The organism is Agreia sp., assembly GCF_964263775.1.
GTDB lineage: Bacteria > Actinomycetota > Actinomycetes > Actinomycetales > Microbacteriaceae > Agreia.
The window spans coordinates 1-18,618 of record NZ_CAXVWM010000014.1 but is presented as its reverse complement, the minus strand read 5'-3'; the positions used below and the strand labels follow the sequence as shown (position 1 = coordinate 18,618).

General features: G+C 66.9%; 12 protein-coding genes. 8 read left to right on the top strand and 4 right to left on the bottom strand.

Annotation, left to right across the window (positions count from 1 at the left end; genetic code table 11):
• Nucleotides 1–21: 21 nt before the first annotated feature.
• Both glgB and ACE5CZ_RS01470 read right to left on the bottom strand, forming a co-directional pair.
• Nucleotides 22–2,235 (bottom strand): 1,4-alpha-glucan branching protein GlgB, encoded by a 2,214-nt coding sequence (gene glgB, locus ACE5CZ_RS01475; RefSeq protein WP_374945585.1) that lies wholly within the window; start codon nt 2,233–2,235, stop codon nt 22–24.
• The gene (locus ACE5CZ_RS01470; protein WP_374945584.1) at nt 2,235–4,316 is read right to left on the bottom strand and encodes a maltotransferase domain-containing protein; all 2,082 of its coding nucleotides are present in this window, start codon (nt 4,314–4,316) and stop codon (nt 2,235–2,237) included. Before ACE5CZ_RS01470 ends, glgB begins: the two co-directional genes overlap by 1 nt.
• A 171-nt stretch (nt 4,317–4,487) precedes the next feature.
• On the opposite strand from ACE5CZ_RS01470, the gene glgP reads away from it, so the two are divergent.
• Nucleotides 4,488–7,055 carry an alpha-glucan family phosphorylase gene (glgP, locus tag ACE5CZ_RS01465; RefSeq protein ID WP_374945583.1) on the top strand — a complete coding sequence of 856 codons (2,568 nt, stop codon included), beginning with the start codon at nt 4,488–4,490 and terminating at the stop codon, nt 7,053–7,055.
• A 234-nt stretch (nt 7,056–7,289) separates the two neighbouring features.
• Nucleotides 7,290–8,201 carry a DUF559 domain-containing protein gene (locus tag ACE5CZ_RS01460; protein WP_374945582.1) on the top strand — a complete coding sequence of 304 codons (912 nt, stop codon included), beginning with the start codon at nt 7,290–7,292 and terminating at the stop codon, nt 8,199–8,201.
• Nucleotides 8,202–8,297: 96 nt separating this feature from the next.
• On the opposite strand, the gene glgX is transcribed toward ACE5CZ_RS01460, so the two are convergent.
• Nucleotides 8,298–10,346: a glycogen debranching protein GlgX gene (gene glgX, locus ACE5CZ_RS01455; RefSeq protein WP_374945581.1), complete on the bottom strand. Its 2,049-nt coding sequence runs from the start codon at nt 10,344–10,346 to the stop codon at nt 8,298–8,300.
• Nucleotides 10,347–10,399: 53 nt separating this feature from the next.
• Here glgX and ACE5CZ_RS01450 point away from each other — a divergent pair, with 53 nt between their 5' ends.
• Entirely contained in the window at nt 10,400–11,596 is a 1,197-nt protein-coding gene (locus tag ACE5CZ_RS01450) for a cysteine desulfurase family protein (protein ID WP_374945604.1), read from the top strand.
• A 6-nt stretch (nt 11,597–11,602) separates the two neighbouring features.
• Here the strand turns inward: ACE5CZ_RS01450 and ACE5CZ_RS01445 are convergent, their stop codons facing one another.
• Complete coding sequence (locus ACE5CZ_RS01445) at nt 11,603–12,580, bottom strand: endonuclease/exonuclease/phosphatase family protein (protein ID WP_374945580.1); 978 nt, start codon at nt 12,578–12,580, stop codon at nt 11,603–11,605.
• A 167-nt stretch (nt 12,581–12,747) separates the two neighbouring features.
• Here ACE5CZ_RS01445 and ACE5CZ_RS01440 point away from each other — a divergent pair, with 167 nt between their 5' ends.
• From ACE5CZ_RS01440 to ligA, 5 genes are all read left to right on the top strand, one after another.
• Nucleotides 12,748–14,247, top strand: coding sequence for a catalase (locus ACE5CZ_RS01440; RefSeq protein ID WP_374945579.1), 1,500 nt, complete (start codon nt 12,748–12,750; stop codon nt 14,245–14,247).
• 117 nt (nt 14,248–14,364) lie between these two features.
• Nucleotides 14,365–14,745 carry a thioredoxin gene (gene trxA / locus ACE5CZ_RS01435; RefSeq protein WP_374945578.1) on the top strand — a complete coding sequence of 127 codons (381 nt, stop codon included), beginning with the start codon at nt 14,365–14,367 and terminating at the stop codon, nt 14,743–14,745.
• A gap of 60 nt (nt 14,746–14,805) precedes the next feature.
• On the top strand, nt 14,806–15,219 hold the full coding sequence (locus ACE5CZ_RS01430; protein WP_374945577.1) for a hypothetical protein: 414 nt from the start codon (nt 14,806–14,808) through the stop codon (nt 15,217–15,219).
• 20 nt (nt 15,220–15,239) lie between these two features.
• Complete coding sequence (mnmA, locus tag ACE5CZ_RS01425) at nt 15,240–16,427, top strand: tRNA 2-thiouridine(34) synthase MnmA (protein WP_374945576.1); 1,188 nt, start codon at nt 15,240–15,242, stop codon at nt 16,425–16,427.
• A partial coding sequence (ligA, locus tag ACE5CZ_RS01420) for an NAD-dependent DNA ligase LigA (RefSeq protein WP_374945575.1) occupies nt 16,427–18,618 on the top strand: 2,192 nt, incomplete at its 3' end. The genes mnmA and ligA, both read left to right, overlap by 1 nt.

The window sequence follows — 18,618 nt, the reverse complement described above, 5'->3', positions numbered from 1 at the left end:
GCTCAGGGAATGGCGTATTAACTAGCGGCGAGGCTTGAGGTACAGCGCCGCAAGCGGCGGCAGTGTGAGTTCGACCGAGGCCGCCCGCCCCGACCACGGAACATCCTCCGCCTCGACCGAGCCGAAGTTGCCCACCCCCGAACCGCCGTACTCTGCAGCGTCGGTGTTGATCAGCTCGTCCCAGGTTCCCCCGAATGGCAGGCCCACCCGGTAGGGCCCCACCGGAGCGCCGGAGAAATTCATGAGTACGGCGATGGGGTTGCCGGCGTCGTCCCAACGCAGGAACGACACGAGGTTCTGGTTCGACGAACCGCCGTCGATGAACTCGAAGCCCGACGCGTCGTGGTCACGCTGCCAGAGGGCGGGATTCTCGGCGTATACCCGGTTGAGTTGCGAGACGAGTCCGAGCAGCGCGCGGTGCACGGGCTGGTCGAGGATCCACCAGTCGAGCCCGCGTTCCTCCGACCACTCCGACGGCTGCCCGAACTCCTGGCCCATGAACAGCAGCTGCTTGCCCGGGTGCGCCCACATGAACGCGAGGTACGAGCGCAGGTTCGCCAGCTTCTGCCAGTGGTCGCCGGGCATCTTGTTCAGCAGCGAACCCTTGCCGTGCACGACCTCGTCGTGGCTGATGGGCAGGATGAAGTTCTCGCTGAATGCATAGACGAACGAGAACGTGATCTCACCGTGGCGGTACGAGCGGTACAGCGGATCGGTTGCCATGTACTCGAGCGAGTCGTGCATCCAGCCCATGTTCCACTTGAGCCCGAAGCCGAGCCCGCCCTGGTTAGTGGCATGGGTGACGCCGGGCCAGCTCGTCGACTCTTCGGCGATCATGATGACGCCGGGATAGAGCTTGTATGCCGTGGCCGTGGCCTCCTGCAAGAAGCTGATCGCCTCGAGGTTCTCGCGCCCCCCGTACTGGTTGGGCAGCCACTCGCCCTCCTTGCGGGAGTAGTCGAGGTAGAGCATGCTCGCGACGGCGTCGACCCGCAGGCCGTCGACGTGAAACTGCTCGAGCCAGTAGAGCGCATTCGCGACGAGAAAGTTGCGCACCTGCGAATCGCCGAAGTTGAACACCAGCGTGCCCCAGTCGGGCTGCTCGCCGCGACGGGGGTCTGGATGCTCGTACAGCGGCTGTCCGTCGAAGTTGGCGAGCGCGAATTCGTCTTTCGGAAAATGCCCGGGAACCCAGTCGACCAGAACGCCGATGCCGGCCTGGTGCAGGCGATCGATGAGATAGCGCAGGTCGTCGGGGTGACCGAACCGCGAGGTCGGCGCGTAGTACGACGTGACCTGGTAGCCCCACGACCCGCCGAAGGGATGCTCCGCGAGCGGCATGAACTCCACGTGGGTGAAGCCGAGCTCCGTCAGGTAGTCGATCAGCTGGTCGGCCAATTCGCGATACGAGAGTCCGGGCCGCCAGGATCCGACATGCATCTCGTAGACGCTCATGGGGCCCGCGTGCGGATCGCTCGACGCGCGCCGCGACATCCATTCGTCGTCGCCCCAGGTGTGGGCCGACTGGCCGATGACCGAGGCGGTGAGGGGCGGGATCTCGGTGTAGCGGGCCATCGGGTCGGCACGCCGAACCCATTCGCCCGACTGCGAGAGGAGCTCGAACTTGTAGTTGCTGCCGGGCTCGAGGCCGGGCACGAAGAGTTCCCAGACGCCCGAACTGCCGAGGCTGCGCAGGGAGTGCTTCAGGCCGTCCCACGAGTTGAAGTCGCCGATGACGCGCACGGCCTGGGCGTGCGGAGCCCAGACCGCGAACGAGGTGCCGGCGACCTCGTCGTCGACGCCGTGCCACGACCTGTAGTGGGCGCCCAGAACATCCCAGAGTCGTTCGTGCCGGCCCTCGCCGATGAGGTGGATGTCGACGTCGCCGAGTGTGGGGGAGAAGCGGTAGGGATCGTCGCTGGCCCAGACGGTGTCGTCGTCATAGCGGGCCTCCAGCGTGTAGTCGCCGAGACCGGTGAGCGTGTAGCCCTGCCAGATTCCGCCGTGCAGGTGGGTGAGTTCGGTTCGAGCGCCGGATGCCAGCACCGCGACCACCGATCTGGCGAGGGGCCTGAGGGCGCGGATGACGGTGACCCCGTCGGCGCCCGCCCCCTCGATGGGATGCTGGCCGAGCACGCCGTGCGGGTTGTAGTAGGAGCCGGCCGCGACCTTGTCGAGCACGTCGGAAGGAACATCGGGAATGGAGAGCACGCCGGCTCCGTCGAGGGTGGACATCAGTGAGCCGCCTTGTCTGCGCCGTTGGGCTGCGTGTCGGGCCAGATTTCGTCGATCGGTTCGACCTGGAGGATGTGCACGGGTTCGGTGAACGCATCGAGGCGCACGAAGTTGTGGCTCACGCCCCAGATCCAGGATGCCCCGGTGACGAGGTCGGTGACCCTGAACTGCTCGGCGCCCGTGAGCCCGAACTTCGAGACGTCGAAGTGCACGCTGGTCTCGCGCACCGAGTGCGGGTCGACGTTCGCGACGACGATGATGGCGTCGGGCTCGCCGGTTGCGCTGAACTCGGCGGCGATGAACTTCGAGTAGACCAGAACCGCGTCGTCGTCGCTCCAGTGCAGCTCGAGGTTGCGGAGCTGGCGCAGCGCGGGATGCTCGCGCCTGACCTCGTTGAGCCTCGTGATGTAGGGCGCGATCGACTGGCCTGTCTCCTCGGCCAGGGCGAAGTCGCGGGGCCGGTACTCGTACTTCTCGTTGTCGATGTTCTCTTCGGCGCCGGGGCGGGCGACATTCTCGATCAGCTCGTAGCCGGAGTACACGGCCCAGGTGGGCGCCGCGGTCGCGGCGATCGCGGCCCGGATCTTGTAGGCGGCCCGCCCGCCGAATTGAAGGTACTGGGTGAGGATGTCGGGGGTGTTGACCCAGAGGTTCGGCCGGAAGAACGCGTCGGTCTCGTGCGACAGCCCGTGCAGGAACTCCTCGAGCTCTTCTTTCGTGTTGCGCCACGTGAAGTAGGTGTACGACTGCTGGTAGCCCACCTTGGCGAGGCCCTGCATGATCGCGGGTCGCGTGAAAGCCTCGGCGAGAAACACGACCTCGGGATATTCGGCGTTGATCGTGTGGATCACGAACTCCCAGAAGTCGAGCGGCTTCGTATGCGGATTGTCGACCCGGAAGATGCGCACGCCGAGCTTGATCCAGTAGCGCAGCAGGCGTAGAGTCTCGCGCCGGATGCCCTTCGGGTCGTTGTCGAAGTTGATCGGGTAGATGTCTTGGTACTTCTTCGGAGGGTTCTCGGCGTAGGCGATCGTTCCGTCGGGCAGCGTGGTGAACCACTCGGGATGCTCGGTGACCCAGGGGTGGTCGGGAGACGCCTGGAGGGCGAAGTCGAGGGCGACCTCGAGTCCCGCATTGGCGGCCTGCGTCAGAAAGTATCCGAAATCGGCGACCGTGCCGAGGTCGGGGTGGATGGCGTCGTGCCCCCCGGCCGCGCCGCCGATGGCCCAGGGCGACCCGGGGTCGTGCGGACCCGCATCCAGTGAATTGTTGGGGCCCTTGCGGTACGAGAGGCCGATCGGGTGGATGGGCGGCATGTAGAGCACGTCGAAGCCCATGGCGGCCACCTCGGGCAGGCGCGTGGCCGCTGTTCGGAACGTGCCGCTGGTCCAGCTTCCGTCGGCGTTCTTCTGCGAACCGATTGACCGAGGGAAGAACTCGTACCACGAACCCGACCCGGCGCGCTCGCGCTCGACCGTGATCTGCCTCCACTCGGAGAAGGTGGTGAGGCTCTCGAAGGGGCGCTCCGCAATGGCGTCGAGCACGGCCGGGCTCGTCGCCGCGGCGAGACGCTCGACGGGGTCGATCGAGGAGTCGCCGAGGGTGTTGGCCACCTTGCCGAACAGCACGCGCTGCGCGTCGGGCCGCGTCGCATCCACCCGGCCCGCCTCGAACAGTTCGCGGCCGATGGCCAGGGTCACGTCGACATCGAGGCCGGCCGGCAGTTTGATCGAGGCCGTGTGCTGCCAGGTGGCGAAGTCGTCGGAGTACGCACGGATGCGGAAGCGCCACGTGCCCTCTTCGCCGAGTTGCTCGAGCGCCCCGTACCGGTCGGTTCCCGGCTCGAGGGGGAGAAGAAGGCGCTCGCGGCGCTGGCCGGATGGGCCGGCCACCTCGACGCGGGCCCCGACGGCGTCGTGGCCCTCGCGGAACACGACGGCTCCGAACGGCACGACCTCGCCCGCGAAGGCCTTGGGCAGCCATCGCTGACCGGGAACGCTGGGGAAGATGTCGAGGATAGGGATGCGCCCGAGTCCGGAATCGGAGAGGGGCGGTTGCTTGGGTGCCTGGGTCTTTGCCACGGTTCGACCGTACCAAGAAAGGTCAATCGTTCGCGGGTGATTATGGAAACGGTTCCCGGTTGTTTATGCGGCGAAAGCGAGCCTGTCCTAGGCTGGGCGAAGCCTGGCCCTCGGTGTGCACCGCGGGGCGTGAGACGACTGGCGGTGGCGCGCCGATGGGAAGAATTTGTCGTGAAGGCGATCAGAAGATTCACCGTTCGATCCGTGCTGCCGCAACGTCTTGGAGCCGTCGGTGAGCTCGCATCCAACCTGCGTTGGTCGTGGCACGAGCCCACCCGAGCGCTGTTCGCGCGGATCTCACCGGATGACTGGCAGCAGACCGGCGGAGACCCGATCGCCCTGCTCGGCGCCGTCAGGCCGGAGCGCCTAGACGAGCTGTCGCACGACGATGGATTCGTTGCCTGGGCGAACAGTCTTCGGGATGACCTCAACCGCTATCTCTCCGAGCCGCGCTGGTACCAGCAGCTCGAGGGCGAGAAGCCGAACAGCATCGCGTATTTCTCGGCCGAGTTCGGCATCGCGGCAGCTCTCCCGCAGTACTCCGGCGGCCTGGGCATCCTCGCGGGCGACCACCTCAAGGCCGCGAGTGACCTGGGGCTGCCCCTCACCGGCGTCGGACTCTTCTACCGTGCCGGATACTTCAGCCAGGCCATCTCCCGCGACGGCTGGCAGCAGGAGAGCTACCCCGTGCTCGACCCCGACGGGCTTCCCCTCACCGTGCTGCGCCTCGCCGACGGATCTGCGGCCCACGTCGCGCTCGCGCTTCCCGACGGGCGAGCCCTGTTCGCAAGGGTCTGGCAGGCGCAGGTCGGCCGCGTGCGCCTGCTGCTGCTCGACACGGACATCCCCGAGAACGCCGAAGACCTGCGCGGCATCACAGACCGACTCTACGGTGGTGGTGGCGAACACCGGCTGCTGCAGGAACTGCTTCTCGGAATCGGTGGAGTGCGGGCGCTGAAGCTGGCAGCCGAGCTTCGGGATGTGCCCGAGCCCGAGGTGTTTCACGCCAACGAGGGCCACGCCGGTTTTCAGGGCCTCGAACGCATTTCGCGCCTCATCGGAGACGGGCTCGCCTTCGACGCCGCGCTCCAGGTGGTGCGAGCCGGAACCGTCTTCACGACGCACACTCCCGTTCCGGCGGGAATCGACCGGTTCGAGCGCGCGCTCATCGAACGCTATTTCTCGGACGACCTGCTTCCGGGCCTGTCCGTCGACGACATCCTGCGCCTCGGAATAGAAGACTACGAGGGCGGTTCGCCCGACGTCTTCAACATGGCGGTCATGGGCCTGCGTCTCGCCCAGCGGGCGAATGGGGTCTCACAGCTGCACGGGGCCGTGAGCCGCGGCATGTTCCAGGGACTCTGGAAGGGCTTCGACGTCGACGACGTGCCGATCACGTCGGTGACGAACGGGGTGCACGCGGCCACGTGGACGGACCCGCTGCTGCAAGAACTGGCGAGTTCCAGACTCGGCACATCCGACACCACGAACGCCGACTGGACCAGCCGCGACGTCAGCGACAGCGACCTCTGGGCCGCGCGCGGCGACATGCGCCGTCAGCTCGTTCACGATGCGCGTCGCCGCGTGAGCGAGGCGTTCGCCCTGCAGAATCCGGGGTCGATCGCGCCCGCCTGGTACCAGACGCTGCTCGACCCGACGGTGCTCACCATCGGATTCGCGCGTCGCGTTCCGACCTACAAGCGCCTCACCCTGATGCTGCACGACCCCGCGCGCCTCAAGTCGATCCTGCTCAACCCGCAACGCCCCATCCAGCTCGTGATCGCGGGCAAGTCCCATCCGGCCGATGAGGAGGGCAAGCGGCTCATCCAGAAGCTCGTGCAGTTCGCGTCCGATCCCGAAGTGCGCCACCGCATCGTCTTCCTGCCCAACTACGACATCGGGATGGCCCAGCTGCTGTACCCCGGCACCGACGTGTGGCTCAACAACCCGCTGCGCCCGCTCGAGGCGTGCGGAACATCCGGTATGAAGGCCGCGCTGAACGGCGGACTCAACCTGTCGATCCTCGACGGCTGGTGGAACGAGTACTACGACGGCGAGAACGGCTGGGCGATTCCGACCGCCGACGGGGCGAGCACTCCCGAGGAACGCGACTCCATCGAGGCAGGGGCGCTCTACGACCTGATGGAGCACCAGGTCGCACCCCGGTTCTATGACCGCGACGCCGACAACATCCCGAAACGGTGGCTCGCCTCGGTGCGGCACACCCTCGCCACCCTCAGCCCGAGCCTGTCGGCCGAGCGCATGGTGCGGGAGTACACGGAGCGGCTGTACACGAAGGCCGCGGCGGCCGCGAGGGTCATGTCTGCGCGCGACCATGAGGCGGCCCGCGAGCTGTCGGCGTACAAGACGCGGATGACCGATCGGTGGCCCGCGGTGCAGGTCGTGCACGTCGAATCGGGAGGTCTCGACGACACCCCGCAGGTGGGCGACTCCCTGCACCTGCGCGCCCAGGTGCAACTCGGAGGTCTCAGCTCTGACGACGTCGCCGTCGAGGTCGTCTACGGGCAGGCCGGCACGGGCGACGAACTGCGCGAGGTGGCCACGTTCGCGCTGTCGCCGTCGGCTGCGTCGGTGCCGGATGCCGGGGGCGTCGTTCTCTTCGAAGGCACCCTGACGCTTTCGAGGGCCGGCGCATTCGGCTACACCGTGCGGGTCGTGCCGAAGCACGCCCACCTGGCCTCGCCGGCCGAACTGGGCCTCATCGCGACGGCCCACTGACGGAGCGTCCAGCGCCTCCTCCTCCTCCTCTCCTTTCGCGGATGAGGAAATACGGGCGACTCGCCGACATCTGAGTCGTCGTCAGGCGGCGTGTCGTCGTTTCTTCCTCATCCGCGAATGATGATGATGCGGCATCTGCGGTCCAGTCCTCCCCACGCCGCGAGAGATGATTCTTCTCTGCAGAATGACGTCGTCGACCCACTGAGCCGTTCGCCGTGAGGCACGCTGCCTGGCATGAATGGTGATGCGTTTGGTTTTCTGTTGACACATGGTGGCGTTGCTCGGCGCCGAGACCTCGAACGGTGCGGCATCTCCGGCATCTCCATAGCCCGAATGGTGCATCTCGGCGTGCTCATCCGGCCGCGAATCGGCTGGTATTGCCTTCCGGATGTCGACCGTCGGGTCGTCGAGGCCGTGCGAGTCGGCGGCGTCCTCACCTGTGTCTCCGCGGCCGCCGCGGAGGGACTCTGGGTGCTCGACGAAGCGAAGCTCCATGTCTGCGTCCGAGCCACTGGATCCGCCTTTCGAAGTCGGAGCGACTCGACGAGCTATCCTCCATCCGACGAACGACTCGACGTAACCCTCCATTGGGACGACGAGGCATGGAGCGCCTCGGGCGGATACGAAATGCAGCGCCTGGCATACCTGCGGCACCTGGTCTCGTGCCAGGCCCGCGACAGTGTCGTCGCGACGCTCGACTCTGCAGCGCACTGCGGTCTGATCACCGACGAGAGTCTGCGGCAGTTGCGCGCATCGGTTCCTGCGGTTCTCCGACCGACGATCGATCTCGTCGACGGTCGTGCCGAGAGCGGCGTCGAATCGGCGGCTCGGTTGGGATTTCTGGCCGCGGGGCTTCCGTTCGAGGTTCAGGTCGTCGTGGCCGAGGGGCTGCGTGTCGATTTCGTGATCGACGGCGTGATAGCCGTCGAGGTCGACGGCTCGGAGCACCATTCGGGCCACGAGGCGTTCACCGCGGATCGAAAGCGCGATGCATTCCTGAACGCGCTCGGCTATCGCGTCCTGCACTTCACCTATGCGATGGTCCTCTTCGACTGGCCGACCGTTCTGTCGACGATCGTGATGGTGCTCCGTCGAGAACGTGCCACCCGCGCTGGCCTCACGCCCCTTTCGCCCTTTCGCCGATGAGGAAAATCTGGCGACACGCCGAGGCCAGCTCCGCGAGATGCGGCGTGTCGTCGGTTTTTCCTCATCCGTGAAAAGGGCCGGAGGGAGGGGGCGGGGTCAGTTCGCGCGGAAAAGGCGCAGGCTCGAGGGCGACATCTCGGCCTCGTCGCCCGGCTCGTAGGTGGGGCCCTCGTGCGGGTTCGGGGCGTCGTCGGCCGAATTCCAGAGCTCGGTATACGAGGTCACGCCGCGGTGCACCGGCAGAGTCACGGTGACCGGCTGCTCGACGCCGTGGATCACCAGGAGGATGCGGTTGAACGCCTCGTGCTCCGGCGTCGACGCCGCCATGTACTGCAGGGTGCGATTCTCTGCTGCGTTCCAGTCGTAGACAGACATCGACCGACCCGACGCGTCGTACCAGTCCATCTGGCTCGCGCCCGGCGTGGTCTCTCCGAAGATGCCGAAGCGAACCGGTCGAAGCGCGGGGTTCTCGCGCCTCAGCTTCAACAGGTGCTGCGTCGTCTTCCAGTGGTCCTTCTGCCAGCGCCGCCTGTCCCAGCTCAGCCAGGTGAGTTCGCTGTCGTGGCAGTAGGCGTTGTTGTTGCCTTTCTGGCTGCGGCCGAACTCGTCGCCGGCGGTGATCAGGGGAACGCCAGCCGAGAGCAGCAGTGTGCCCATGAGGTTGCGCATGGCCTGGCGACGAGAGGCTTCGATCGGCCTCGACGACGTCGGCCCCTCCACCCCGTGGTTGAACGACATGTTGTTGTCGGTGCCATCGCGGTTCGACTCGCCGTTGCCCACGTTGTGCTTCGTGTCGTAGGCCGTGAGGTCGGCCATCGTGAACCCGTCGTGTGCGGTGACGAAATTGATCGACGACAGCGGCCCCCGGTTCTGCGCGAACGTGTTCGACGACCCGGCGAGTCGCGTCGCCAGCATCCCCACACCGTCGCCCGGGTCGCCGTGTTCGCGAATCGATCGTATGTCGCGCAGCCAGAACTTGCGCATCCGGTCGCGGTAGCGGTCGTTCCACTCCGACCAGCCATCGGGAAAGTTGCCGGTCTGCCATCCGCCCATGCCGACATCCCACGGCTCGGCGATCATCTTCACGTGTCGCAACGCCGGGTCCGAGACGATCTCGGCGAGAAGCGGATGCTGCGGGTCGTAATAGTGGTCGGCGTTGCGCCCCAGCGTGGCCGCGAGGTCGAACCGGAAGCCGTCGACCTGCACCTCGTTCGCCCAGAACCGCAGCGAGTCGAGGATCATGCGCGAGACGGCCGGGGTGGCCGTGTTGATGCTGTTGCCGCATCCGGTGACGTCGATGTAGCTGCCTCCGGCCGTCTGGCGGTAGTAGCCGGCGTTGTCGATACCGCGGAAGCTCGTGGTCGGGCCTCCCGGGCCCTCCTCGGCCGTGTGGTTGTAGACCACGTCCATCAGAACCTCGATGCCGGCGGAGTGCAGCAGCTTGACCATGCCCTTGAACTCGCGGAGGATCGCGCTCGGACCCTGCGCCTGGGCTGACTTCGAGGCGTAGAGCGCGTGCGGGCTGAAGAACCCCAGGGTGTTGTACCCCCAGTAGTTGCGGAGGCCCTGTTTGATGAGCCGCTGCTCCGACACGAAGGACTGCACGGGAAGCAGTTGCACGGCCGTGACGCCGAGGTTCTCCAGATAGCCGATGGTGGTCTCGTGCGCGAGACCCGCGTAGGTTCCGCGCAGTTGCTCGGGGATGCGCGGGTTGAGTTCGGACAGGCCCTTGAGGTGCGCCTCGTAGATGACCGAGTGGTCGAGGGGGGTGTTGGGCTTGGTGACGCCGGCCCAGTCGAACGCTTCGTCGACGACCACCGAACGCTGCGACCCCGAACTGAGTCGCTGGATGCCCTTGCCGTAGGGGTCGAGCAGCAGACGGGTGGGATCGAAGCGGTGAGTGGCTCCGAGCGGACCCCAGACCCGCAGGTTGTAGCGACGACCGGGAACGAGCTCACGGGTGCGACCGAACCACACCCCGTGCCGATCGCGGGTCAGCTCGACGGTCTTGTAGATCCAGTTCGCGTCTTTATCGTCGAACAGGCACAGCTCGACCCTGTCGGCATGCTCCGACCAGACCCGCAGCTCGCCCCCGTGGGCCGTGAGGCGAACGCCCATGTTGGCAAGGGGATCGGCGACAGTCATGCGTCTTAGAGTAGTGATTGCCCGGTTCCGAACAGATCACAGAAAGAGTCGTCGTGCCCGTCTACCTCGATCATGCGGCCACAACGCCGATGCTCCCCGAGGCGCGCGACGCCTACGTCGATGCGCTCGGGGTGGTCGGCAATCCGGCGTCGATCCACAGCCAGGGGCAGCAGGCGAAGCGGATGCTGGAAGAGGCTCGAGAGAGCGTCGCGGCGAGCGTGTCGGCCGAGCCCGTCGAGGTGGTGTTCACCTCCGGCGGTACCGTGGCGGTGAACCTCGGAATCAAGGGTCTGTTCTGGAAGCGGCAGGAGGCGAGGCCGCGCCCGCGCATCCTCGTTCCGGGCGCAGAGCACCATGCCACGATCGACGCGGTCGAGTGGCTGGCCGCCCACGACGGGGCCGAGATCGACTGGCTGCCAATCGATTCGCTCGGCCGACTCCATCCGCAGACCCTGCGCGAGGCGATCGAGCGCGATCCCGAATCCGTCGCCCTCGTCTCGGTGCTCTGGGCGAACAATGAGGTCGGCACGATCCAGCCCGTTGCGGAGCTCACCGCCGTCGCCCAAGAGTTCGGCGTTCCCACGCACGTCGATGCCGTCTCGGCCTTCGGATACCTGCCGCTCGACTTCCACGCGTCGGGAGCCGCGGCCCTGAGCATCTCTGCGCACAAGATCGGCGGGCCCGTCGGCGTCGGTGCGCTCCTGTTGTCGCGCTCTGCCGAGGTCGTGCCCCTCTTTCACGGCGGCAGCCAGCAGCGGGGCCGCAGCGGAACGCAGGACGTCGCCGGCGCCGTCGCCTTCGGCGTGGCCGCGCGCCGCGCATCCGCCGACGTGTCCGGCCACGCGGCCGCGCTCGCCGCACTACGCGACCGGCTCATCCAGAACGTGCGGCTGGCCGTTCCCGAGGCGGTGCTGCGGGGCGATCCGGATGCTGCGGGCAGGCTCGCGGGCAACGCCCACTTCACCTTCCCCGGCTGCGAGGGCGACTCGCTCCTCTTTCTGCTCGACGTGGCGGGGCTCTCCGTCTCGACGGGGTCGGCGTGCCAGGCGGGGGTTCCCGAGGCGTCGCATGTGCTCACGGCTATGGGCCTCGACGAGGCCGACGCCCGGGGAGCGCTGCGCATGACGCTCGGCCACGGAACGACCGAGGCCGACGTCGACGCGCTCGTCGCCGCGCTGCCTGCGGCCTTCGCGCAGGCCGCCAAGGCCGGCCTCAGCGACCGCGTCGTGCCGCTCGGCCACGCACGATGAACTTTTCTACAGATTGACGGTGGCCACGATCGCGAGGTGATCGCTGCCGCCCGCCGGGATGACGGTGTTCGAGGTGACGTCGAGGCCTCTCTGCACAAAGTGGTCGAGCCTTGCCAGAGGAAAGGGCGAAGCGGGCCACGTGAAGCCGAACAGGCCGTCGTTTTGATTGGGCTCCGACAGCTGCGACAGGATCGGCTTGAACGCCCTATCGGTGGACGCGGCGTTGAAGTCGCCCACCGCGATCACGCGATCGTTCTCGTCATGGGGAAGAACATCGGCGAGGTTCTTGAGCATCTCGTCACGGTCTGCGTGGTCGCCGACCCGAGCCGAGGCGGCGTGGATGACATAGATGCTGACGAGGCCCTCGGGCGTCTCGAGGTCGGCGGCGAGAGCGCGCTGCCAGCCGAGCCCGAGATCCCAGGGCTGGGCGTTCAGGATGGGGTAGCTGCTCCACAGGCCGACCGTTCCCACCTGGTAGGAGTACTCGTACGCGGCGTCGAGCACGGTCGAGATCTCCACACTCGAGTCGGCGTCCATCTCCTGGATGGCGACCGCCTGCGCGCCGGTGGCGACAAGGTCGGCGGCGGACGCGGCGCCCGTACCCGAACTCGCCTCGATGTTCTGGCTCGCCACAGTGAGAGTGCTGGCGCTCGCGGCGGGTGCGGTCCATTTCAGGGGAATGATCGACGCGCCGAACATCAGCACCCACGCGACGACAGGCACCAGTGTGGCGACCCAGGCGCGGCCGCGTCGAGCGAAAGCCGCGAGCACGACGAGCGGGGGGATGCCGAGGCCGAGCCACGGGGCGGCCGAGTCGACGAGCAGGCCGATGCCACCGACATCCGGCACGACATTGTGCAGCACGATGACGGCCGCAAGCACGATCGAAGCGATCACGACGACGGCATTCACGGCGCGGCGGGTGGGGGAGAGCCGACGCGCCGCGGAGATCGACGCGCGCGGCGTCTCGGCCAGAAGAGACATGGTGTCTCAGTGTGCAGCAGGAGGCTGGACGAATGCCCAGCCGCGCCGACGGCGGGAGGCGCGCCAACGAGTCGAAGTGTTCAGTAATTCAGAACTACACCTAATGTTGACGCGTAACGACACACGAACCGGATGCGATGGCCCCGGCCCGAATCCTGAGGAGAACCATGTCCACCGACGCCTTCACCACCACCAATTCGGGCGCTCCCGTCGCGAGCGACGAGCACTCGCAGACCGTCGGAACCGACGGCCCGATCACCCTGCACGATCACTACCTCGTCGAGAAACTAGCCCAGTTCAATCGCGAGAAGGTGCCGGAGCGCATCGTGCACGCCAAGGGCGGAGGAGCGTTCGGAACGTTCGTCACCACCCACGACGTCTCGGCCTACACCCGCGCCAGTCTCTTCCAGCCCGGCGCATCCGTCGACATGCTCGCCCGCTTCTCGACGGTCGCCGGCGAGCAGGGCAGCCCCGACACCTGGCGCGACCCGCGCGGCTTCGCGCTGAAGTTCTACACAGACGAGGGCAACTACGACCTCGTCGGCAACAACACCCCCGTCTTCTTCATTCGCGACGGCATCAAGTTTCCCGACTTCATCCACTCGCAGAAGCGCCTGCCCGGAACTCACCTGCGCGACCACGACATGCAATGGGACTTCTGGACCCTCTCGCCCGAGACCGCGCACCAGGTGACCTGGCTCATGGGAGACCGTGGCCTTCCGGCATCCTGGCGGCACATGGACGGATTCGGTTCGCACACGTACCAGTGGATCAATGCCGAGGGCGAGCGGTTCTGGGTGAAGTACCACTTCAAGACCCACCAGGGCATCGAGATTCTGAGCCAGACCGACGCCGACCGCATCGCGGGAGAAGACGCCGACTTCCACATCCGCGACCTGTCCGAGGCCATCAAGCGCGGCGACTACCCGAGCTGGACCTTGAGCGTGCAGATCATGCCCTACGCCGATGCCGCGACCTACCGCTTCAACCCGTTCGACCTCACGAAGGTCTGGCCGCACGGCGACTACCCCCTGCACGAGGTCGGAACCATGACCCTGACCCGCAACCCCGAGAACTACTTCGCGCAGATCGAGCAGGCCACGTTCGCGCCATCGAACTTCGTTCCCGGAATCGCGGCCAGCCCCGACAAGATGCTGCTCGCCCGCATCTTCAGCTACGCCGACGCGCACCGCTACCGCGTGGGAACGAACCACGCGCAGCTTCCCGTGAACGCGCCGACCGCGCCCGTGAACTCCTACTCGAAAGACGGCGCGATGCGCCACGGGTTCAACGCCCCCGAGACGCCGGTCTACGCGCCGAATTCGCACGGCGGCCCCCACGCCGACCCCGCCCGGGCCGGCGCCGACGCGGGCTGGGAGTCTGACGGCGCGCTGATGCGCGCGGCCGCGGCCCTGCACACAGAGGATGACGACTTCGGCCAGGCCGGCACGCTCGTGCGCGAGGTTCTGGATGACGCGGCTCGCGACCGGCTCGTCGCGAACATCGCGGGTCACGTCTCGAAAGTGACGGATGCCGAGCTGCGCATTCGTGTGCTGCAGTACTGGTCGAACGTCGACGCGACCCTGGGCGGTCGAGTCGCCGCGGCGCTCGAGCCGAGCGCCCCCGGCTCGAACGAGAACCCGGAGGCCGTGGGCATCCGCCCGTAGCCCTCGGTTCGTAGCGTCGGGAATGGGGCGGAAGCCCCCTGTGTTGTAGAGGGCGTGCGGCTAGCGTTTCGCGAACCGCACGTCCATACATCCACGATTTTCACGAGGAGGGCCATTTTGCCTACCGTCACCGTCACAGCCGATTCCCTCGACAAGACCATCAGCGACAACCAGATCGTTCTTCTCGATTTCTGGGCCGACTGGTGCGGCCCCTGCAAGCAGTTCGCCCCCGTCTTCGAGAAGTCCAGCGAAGACAACACCGACGTGGTCTACGGAAAGATCGACACCGAAGACCAGCAGCAGCTCGCCGCCGCAGCGCAGATCACCTCGATTCCGACGCTCATGGCGTTCAAGAACGGCGTGCCCGTGTTTCGCCAGGCGGGGTCGCTTCCCGCGCCCGCCCTCGCCGACCTGGTCGCTCAGCTCAAGGCGCTCGACGTCGAGGCAGCGATGAAGGCCCAGGCCGAGTCCGACCCGGCAGAGAGCCCCGAAAAATAGCAGTTCCGCCGCTGTTGTGTCGGATGCCCTGGCGCCTTGCTGGCTCGGTATTATGACCGCGTGATCGCTCTCGCCGCTTCAGCACGAGCGCTCAGAGTGTTCCAAGTCATCTGGGTGGTCGGTTTCCTCGTTGGGACAACCACTCACACGGCTGATCTCATCGTCGGCGGATTGAACGCCTACAGCGCCTTCCCTCTCGGCGTTCGGCTGTTCTGGGCGACACTAACGATCTTGGATCCGGCCACCGCTGCGCTTATCATTTTTCGACGGCGCTCGGGAATCGTGCTGGGCAGCGCGGTGATCATCGCCGACATCGCAGTGAACTGGACCGTCTTCGCCATGGTCGGCGGACTCTCGTACTTCGGCGTGATCAACCAAAGCCTGTTTGCGGTGCTTATCTTTTTCACGGCTCGCCCCCTCTGGATATGGTTCGGCAGATCTTCTGGAGGAGACAGACACGGCATGGTGTCCTAGGCCTCCCGTAAGCTCGTCGTGTGAAAGTTCTTGCAGCGATGAGTGGCGGGGTCGACTCCGCGGTGGCTGCTGCGCGGGCGGTCGAAGCAGGGCACGACGTGGTCGGGGTGCACCTGGCGCTGTCGAGAATGCCGGGCACGCTTCGTACTGGCGCGCGTGGCTGCTGCACCATCGAAGACTCGATGGATGCGCAGCGCGTAGCCAACAAGATCGGCATCCCCTACTACGTGTGGGATTTCTCCGAGCGATTCAAGGCCGACGTCGTCGACGACTTCGTGGCCGAATACTCGGCGGGGCGCACCCCCAACCCGTGCATGCGGTGCAACGAGCGCATCAAGTTCGCCGCTCTCCTCGAGAAGGCCGTCGACCTTGGCTTCGACGCCGTGGCCACGGGCCACTATGCCAACATCGTGACCGACTCCGAGGGCAATCGCGAGCTGCACCGGGCGGCGACCTGGGCCAAAGACCAGAGCTACGTCCTGGGCGTGCTCACCAGTGAACAGCTGGCGCACAGCATGTTCCCGCTCGGCACGACGCCGTCCAAGGCCGAGGTTCGCGCAGAGGCCACCGAGCGTGGCTTCTCGGTGGCGTCGAAGCCCGACAGCCACGACATCTGCTTCATTCCCGACGGCGATACGAAGGGCTGGCTCGCCGAGCGAGTGGGTGCCGAGACGGGCCAGGTCATCGAGCGCGACGGCAGCGTCGTCGGCAGCCACGACGGGGCGCACTCGTTCACTGTCGGCCAGCGCCGGGGCCTCCACCTCGGCATGCCCGCTCCCGACGGCAAGCCGCGGTTCGTGCTCGAGGTGCGGCCCATTACCAACCAGGTCGTCGTCGGCCCGAAAGAAGCCCTCGACATCTCCGAGATAGCCGGCGCGCGTTTCACCTGGGCGGGGCTCGCCCCCGAGCATCCAGAGGTCGCATTCCAGTGCGAGGTGCAGATCCGGGCCCACGCCGATCCGGTTCCCGCCACCGCGGTCGTCAGGCGCCTCGAGGTTTCCGTTCCTGTCGAGGGCCAGCGACCGGCGTCCGATCACGAACTCGTCATCACACCGCACAACCCGCTCAACGGCGTCGCGCCCGGTCAAACGGCCGTCGTCTATGTGGGCACGCGCGTTCTCGGGCAGTGCACGATCGACCGCACGGTCAGTGCTGATTCGACCAGTGCTGATTCGACCAGTGCAGTGCCGGCGGGAGTCGTGGCCTGATGCCCGAGGTTCTGCCCGACGAGGTCGCCCCCGACCTGGCAGAGGCCAAGGTCGAGGCCGAGCAGCTCACCACGCGCATCCTCGAGCTGCGCGACCAGTACTACGAGAAGAACGCGTCGACGGCATCCGACGCCGAGTACGACACCCTCGTGCGCCGGCTTGACGCCCTCGAGCGAGCCCACCCCGAATTGCAGAGCGCCGACAGCCCGACCCAGACGGTGGGCGGTCGTGCCGAGACCACGATGTTCACGCCGGTCACACACGCCGAGCGCATGCTGAGCCTCGACAATGTCTTCAGCGAAGAAGAGCTGCGCGAGTGGGCCGCCAAGATCGAGCGGGATGCCGGCCGCAGCGCCGTGCGCTACCTGTCCGAACTCAAGATCGACGGCCTGGCCATCAACCTGCGCTATGAGAACGGCGTGCTCGTCACGGCCGCCACCCGGGGCGACGGGGTCGTCGGCGAAGACGTCACAGACAACGTGCTGCACATCCAGCAGATCCCTGCGCGCCTGAAGGGCACCGGGCATCCGCCGCTCGTCGAGGTGCGCGGCGAGATCTTCTTTCCTGTCGCATCGTTCGATGAGCTGAACGCCGCCCAGGAGGCGGCAGGCGAACGCGTGTTCGCGAATCCCCGTAACGCGGCCGCGGGCTCGCTTCGGCAGAAGACCGAGGGCAAGAACGCCAAGCAGCTGGCCCTCGTCGAGAATCGCCTGTCGCGACTGCGCATGCTCGTGCACGGCATCGGCGCCTGGCCGAATCCGCCCGTCGACGCGCAGAGCGAGGTCTACGACCTGCTGGCCGAATGGGGGCTCCCCACCTCGACGCACTACCGGGTCTTCGATTCAGTCGACGACGTGGTCGAATTCGTCCGCTACAACGGAATTCATCGCGCGAGTGTCGAGCACCAGATCGACGGCATCGTCATCAAGGTCGACAACCTGGCCCTGCACGACGAGCTCGGCGCCACCAGCCGTGCACCGCGCTGGGCCACGGCCTACAAATATCCGCCCGAAGAGGTCAACACGCGCCTGCTCGACATCGTCGTCAGCGTCGGCCGCACAGGCCGGGCGACGCCGTTCGCAGTGATGGAGAAAGTCGAGGTGGCCGGCTCCGAGGTGCGTCAGGCCACGCTGCACAATCAAGACGTGGTCACGGCCAAGGGCGTGCTCATCGGTGACATCGTGGTGCTGCGCAAGGCGGGCGACGTCATCCCCGAGGTGCTCGGCCCGGTCGTCGAACTGCGCACCGGCGACGAGCGCGCATTCGTGATGCCCGAGAACTGCCCCGAGTGCGGCACGAAGCTCGCCCCGGCGAAAGAGGGCGACAAAGACCTGCGCTGCCCGAACGCCCGCAGTTGCCCGGCGCAGGTTCGCGGCCGCGTCGAGCACGTCGGATCGCGGGGCGGCCTCGACATCGAGGTGCTCGGCGAGGTCTCTGCGGCGGCGCTCACGCAGCCACTCGAGCCCTCCGAGCCTCCCCTCGAGACCGAGGCAGGGCTCTTCGCCCTCAGTATGCGCGACCTCTTCCCGATCACCGTCGTCGTGCGCGACAACGAGACGGGCATGATCAAGCTCACCGACGACGGCGAACCCAAGCGCGTCATGCCGTTCCAGCGCAAGCGCCAGAAGCGAGACGGTGCGTTCGATCCTGATGCGGCGGAGTTCGCGGGCGACGAGTTCTCGGTTCCTTCCACCAACGCCGTGAAGCTGCTCGCCGAGATCGAGAAGGCCAAGACCAAGCCGCTCTGGCGCATCCTCGTCTCGCTGTCGATCCGCCATGTCGGCCCGGTGGCCGCGCGTGCCCTGGCCGACTACTTCGGGTCTCTCGACGCCATCCGCGCGGCCACCCGAGACGAGCTCGCCGCCGTCGACGGCGTCGGTATGATCATCGCCGACGCCCTGATCGAGTGGTTCTCCATCGGCTGGCACGTCGATATCGTCGAAGCCTGGGCAGCAGCCGGCGTGCAGTTCTCAACCCCGGGGCATCCGGGGCCTGGCGCAGCTGCCGCCCTGGGCGGCGTGCTCTCGGGCGTCACCGTGGTCGCCACCGGGTCGCTCGAGGGCTTCAGCCGCGAGGGTGCGCTCGAGGCGATCATGAACGCGGGCGGCAAGGCCGCGTCGAGCGTCAGCAAAAAGACCGACTTCGTGGCCGCCGGTCCCGGAGCCGGCTCGAAGCTGACGAAGGCCGAGGC

What these genes read in the sequence shown, in the direction of transcription:
- glgX (WP_374945581.1), bottom strand. Translation starts at nt 10,346, where the DNA reads ATGACTGTCGCCGATCCCCTTGCCAACATGGGCGTTCGCCTCACGGCC.
- ACE5CZ_RS01460 (WP_374945582.1), top strand. Translation starts at nt 7,290, where the DNA reads ATGAATGGTGATGCGTTTGGTTTTCTGTTGACACATGGTGGCGTTGCT.
- glgB (WP_374945585.1), bottom strand. Translation starts at nt 2,235, where the DNA reads ATGTCCACCCTCGACGGAGCCGGCGTGCTCTCCATTCCCGATGTTCCT.
- ACE5CZ_RS01445 (WP_374945580.1), bottom strand. Translation starts at nt 12,580, where the DNA reads ATGTCTCTTCTGGCCGAGACGCCGCGCGCGTCGATCTCCGCGGCGCGT.
- ACE5CZ_RS01440 (WP_374945579.1), top strand. Translation starts at nt 12,748, where the DNA reads ATGTCCACCGACGCCTTCACCACCACCAATTCGGGCGCTCCCGTCGCG.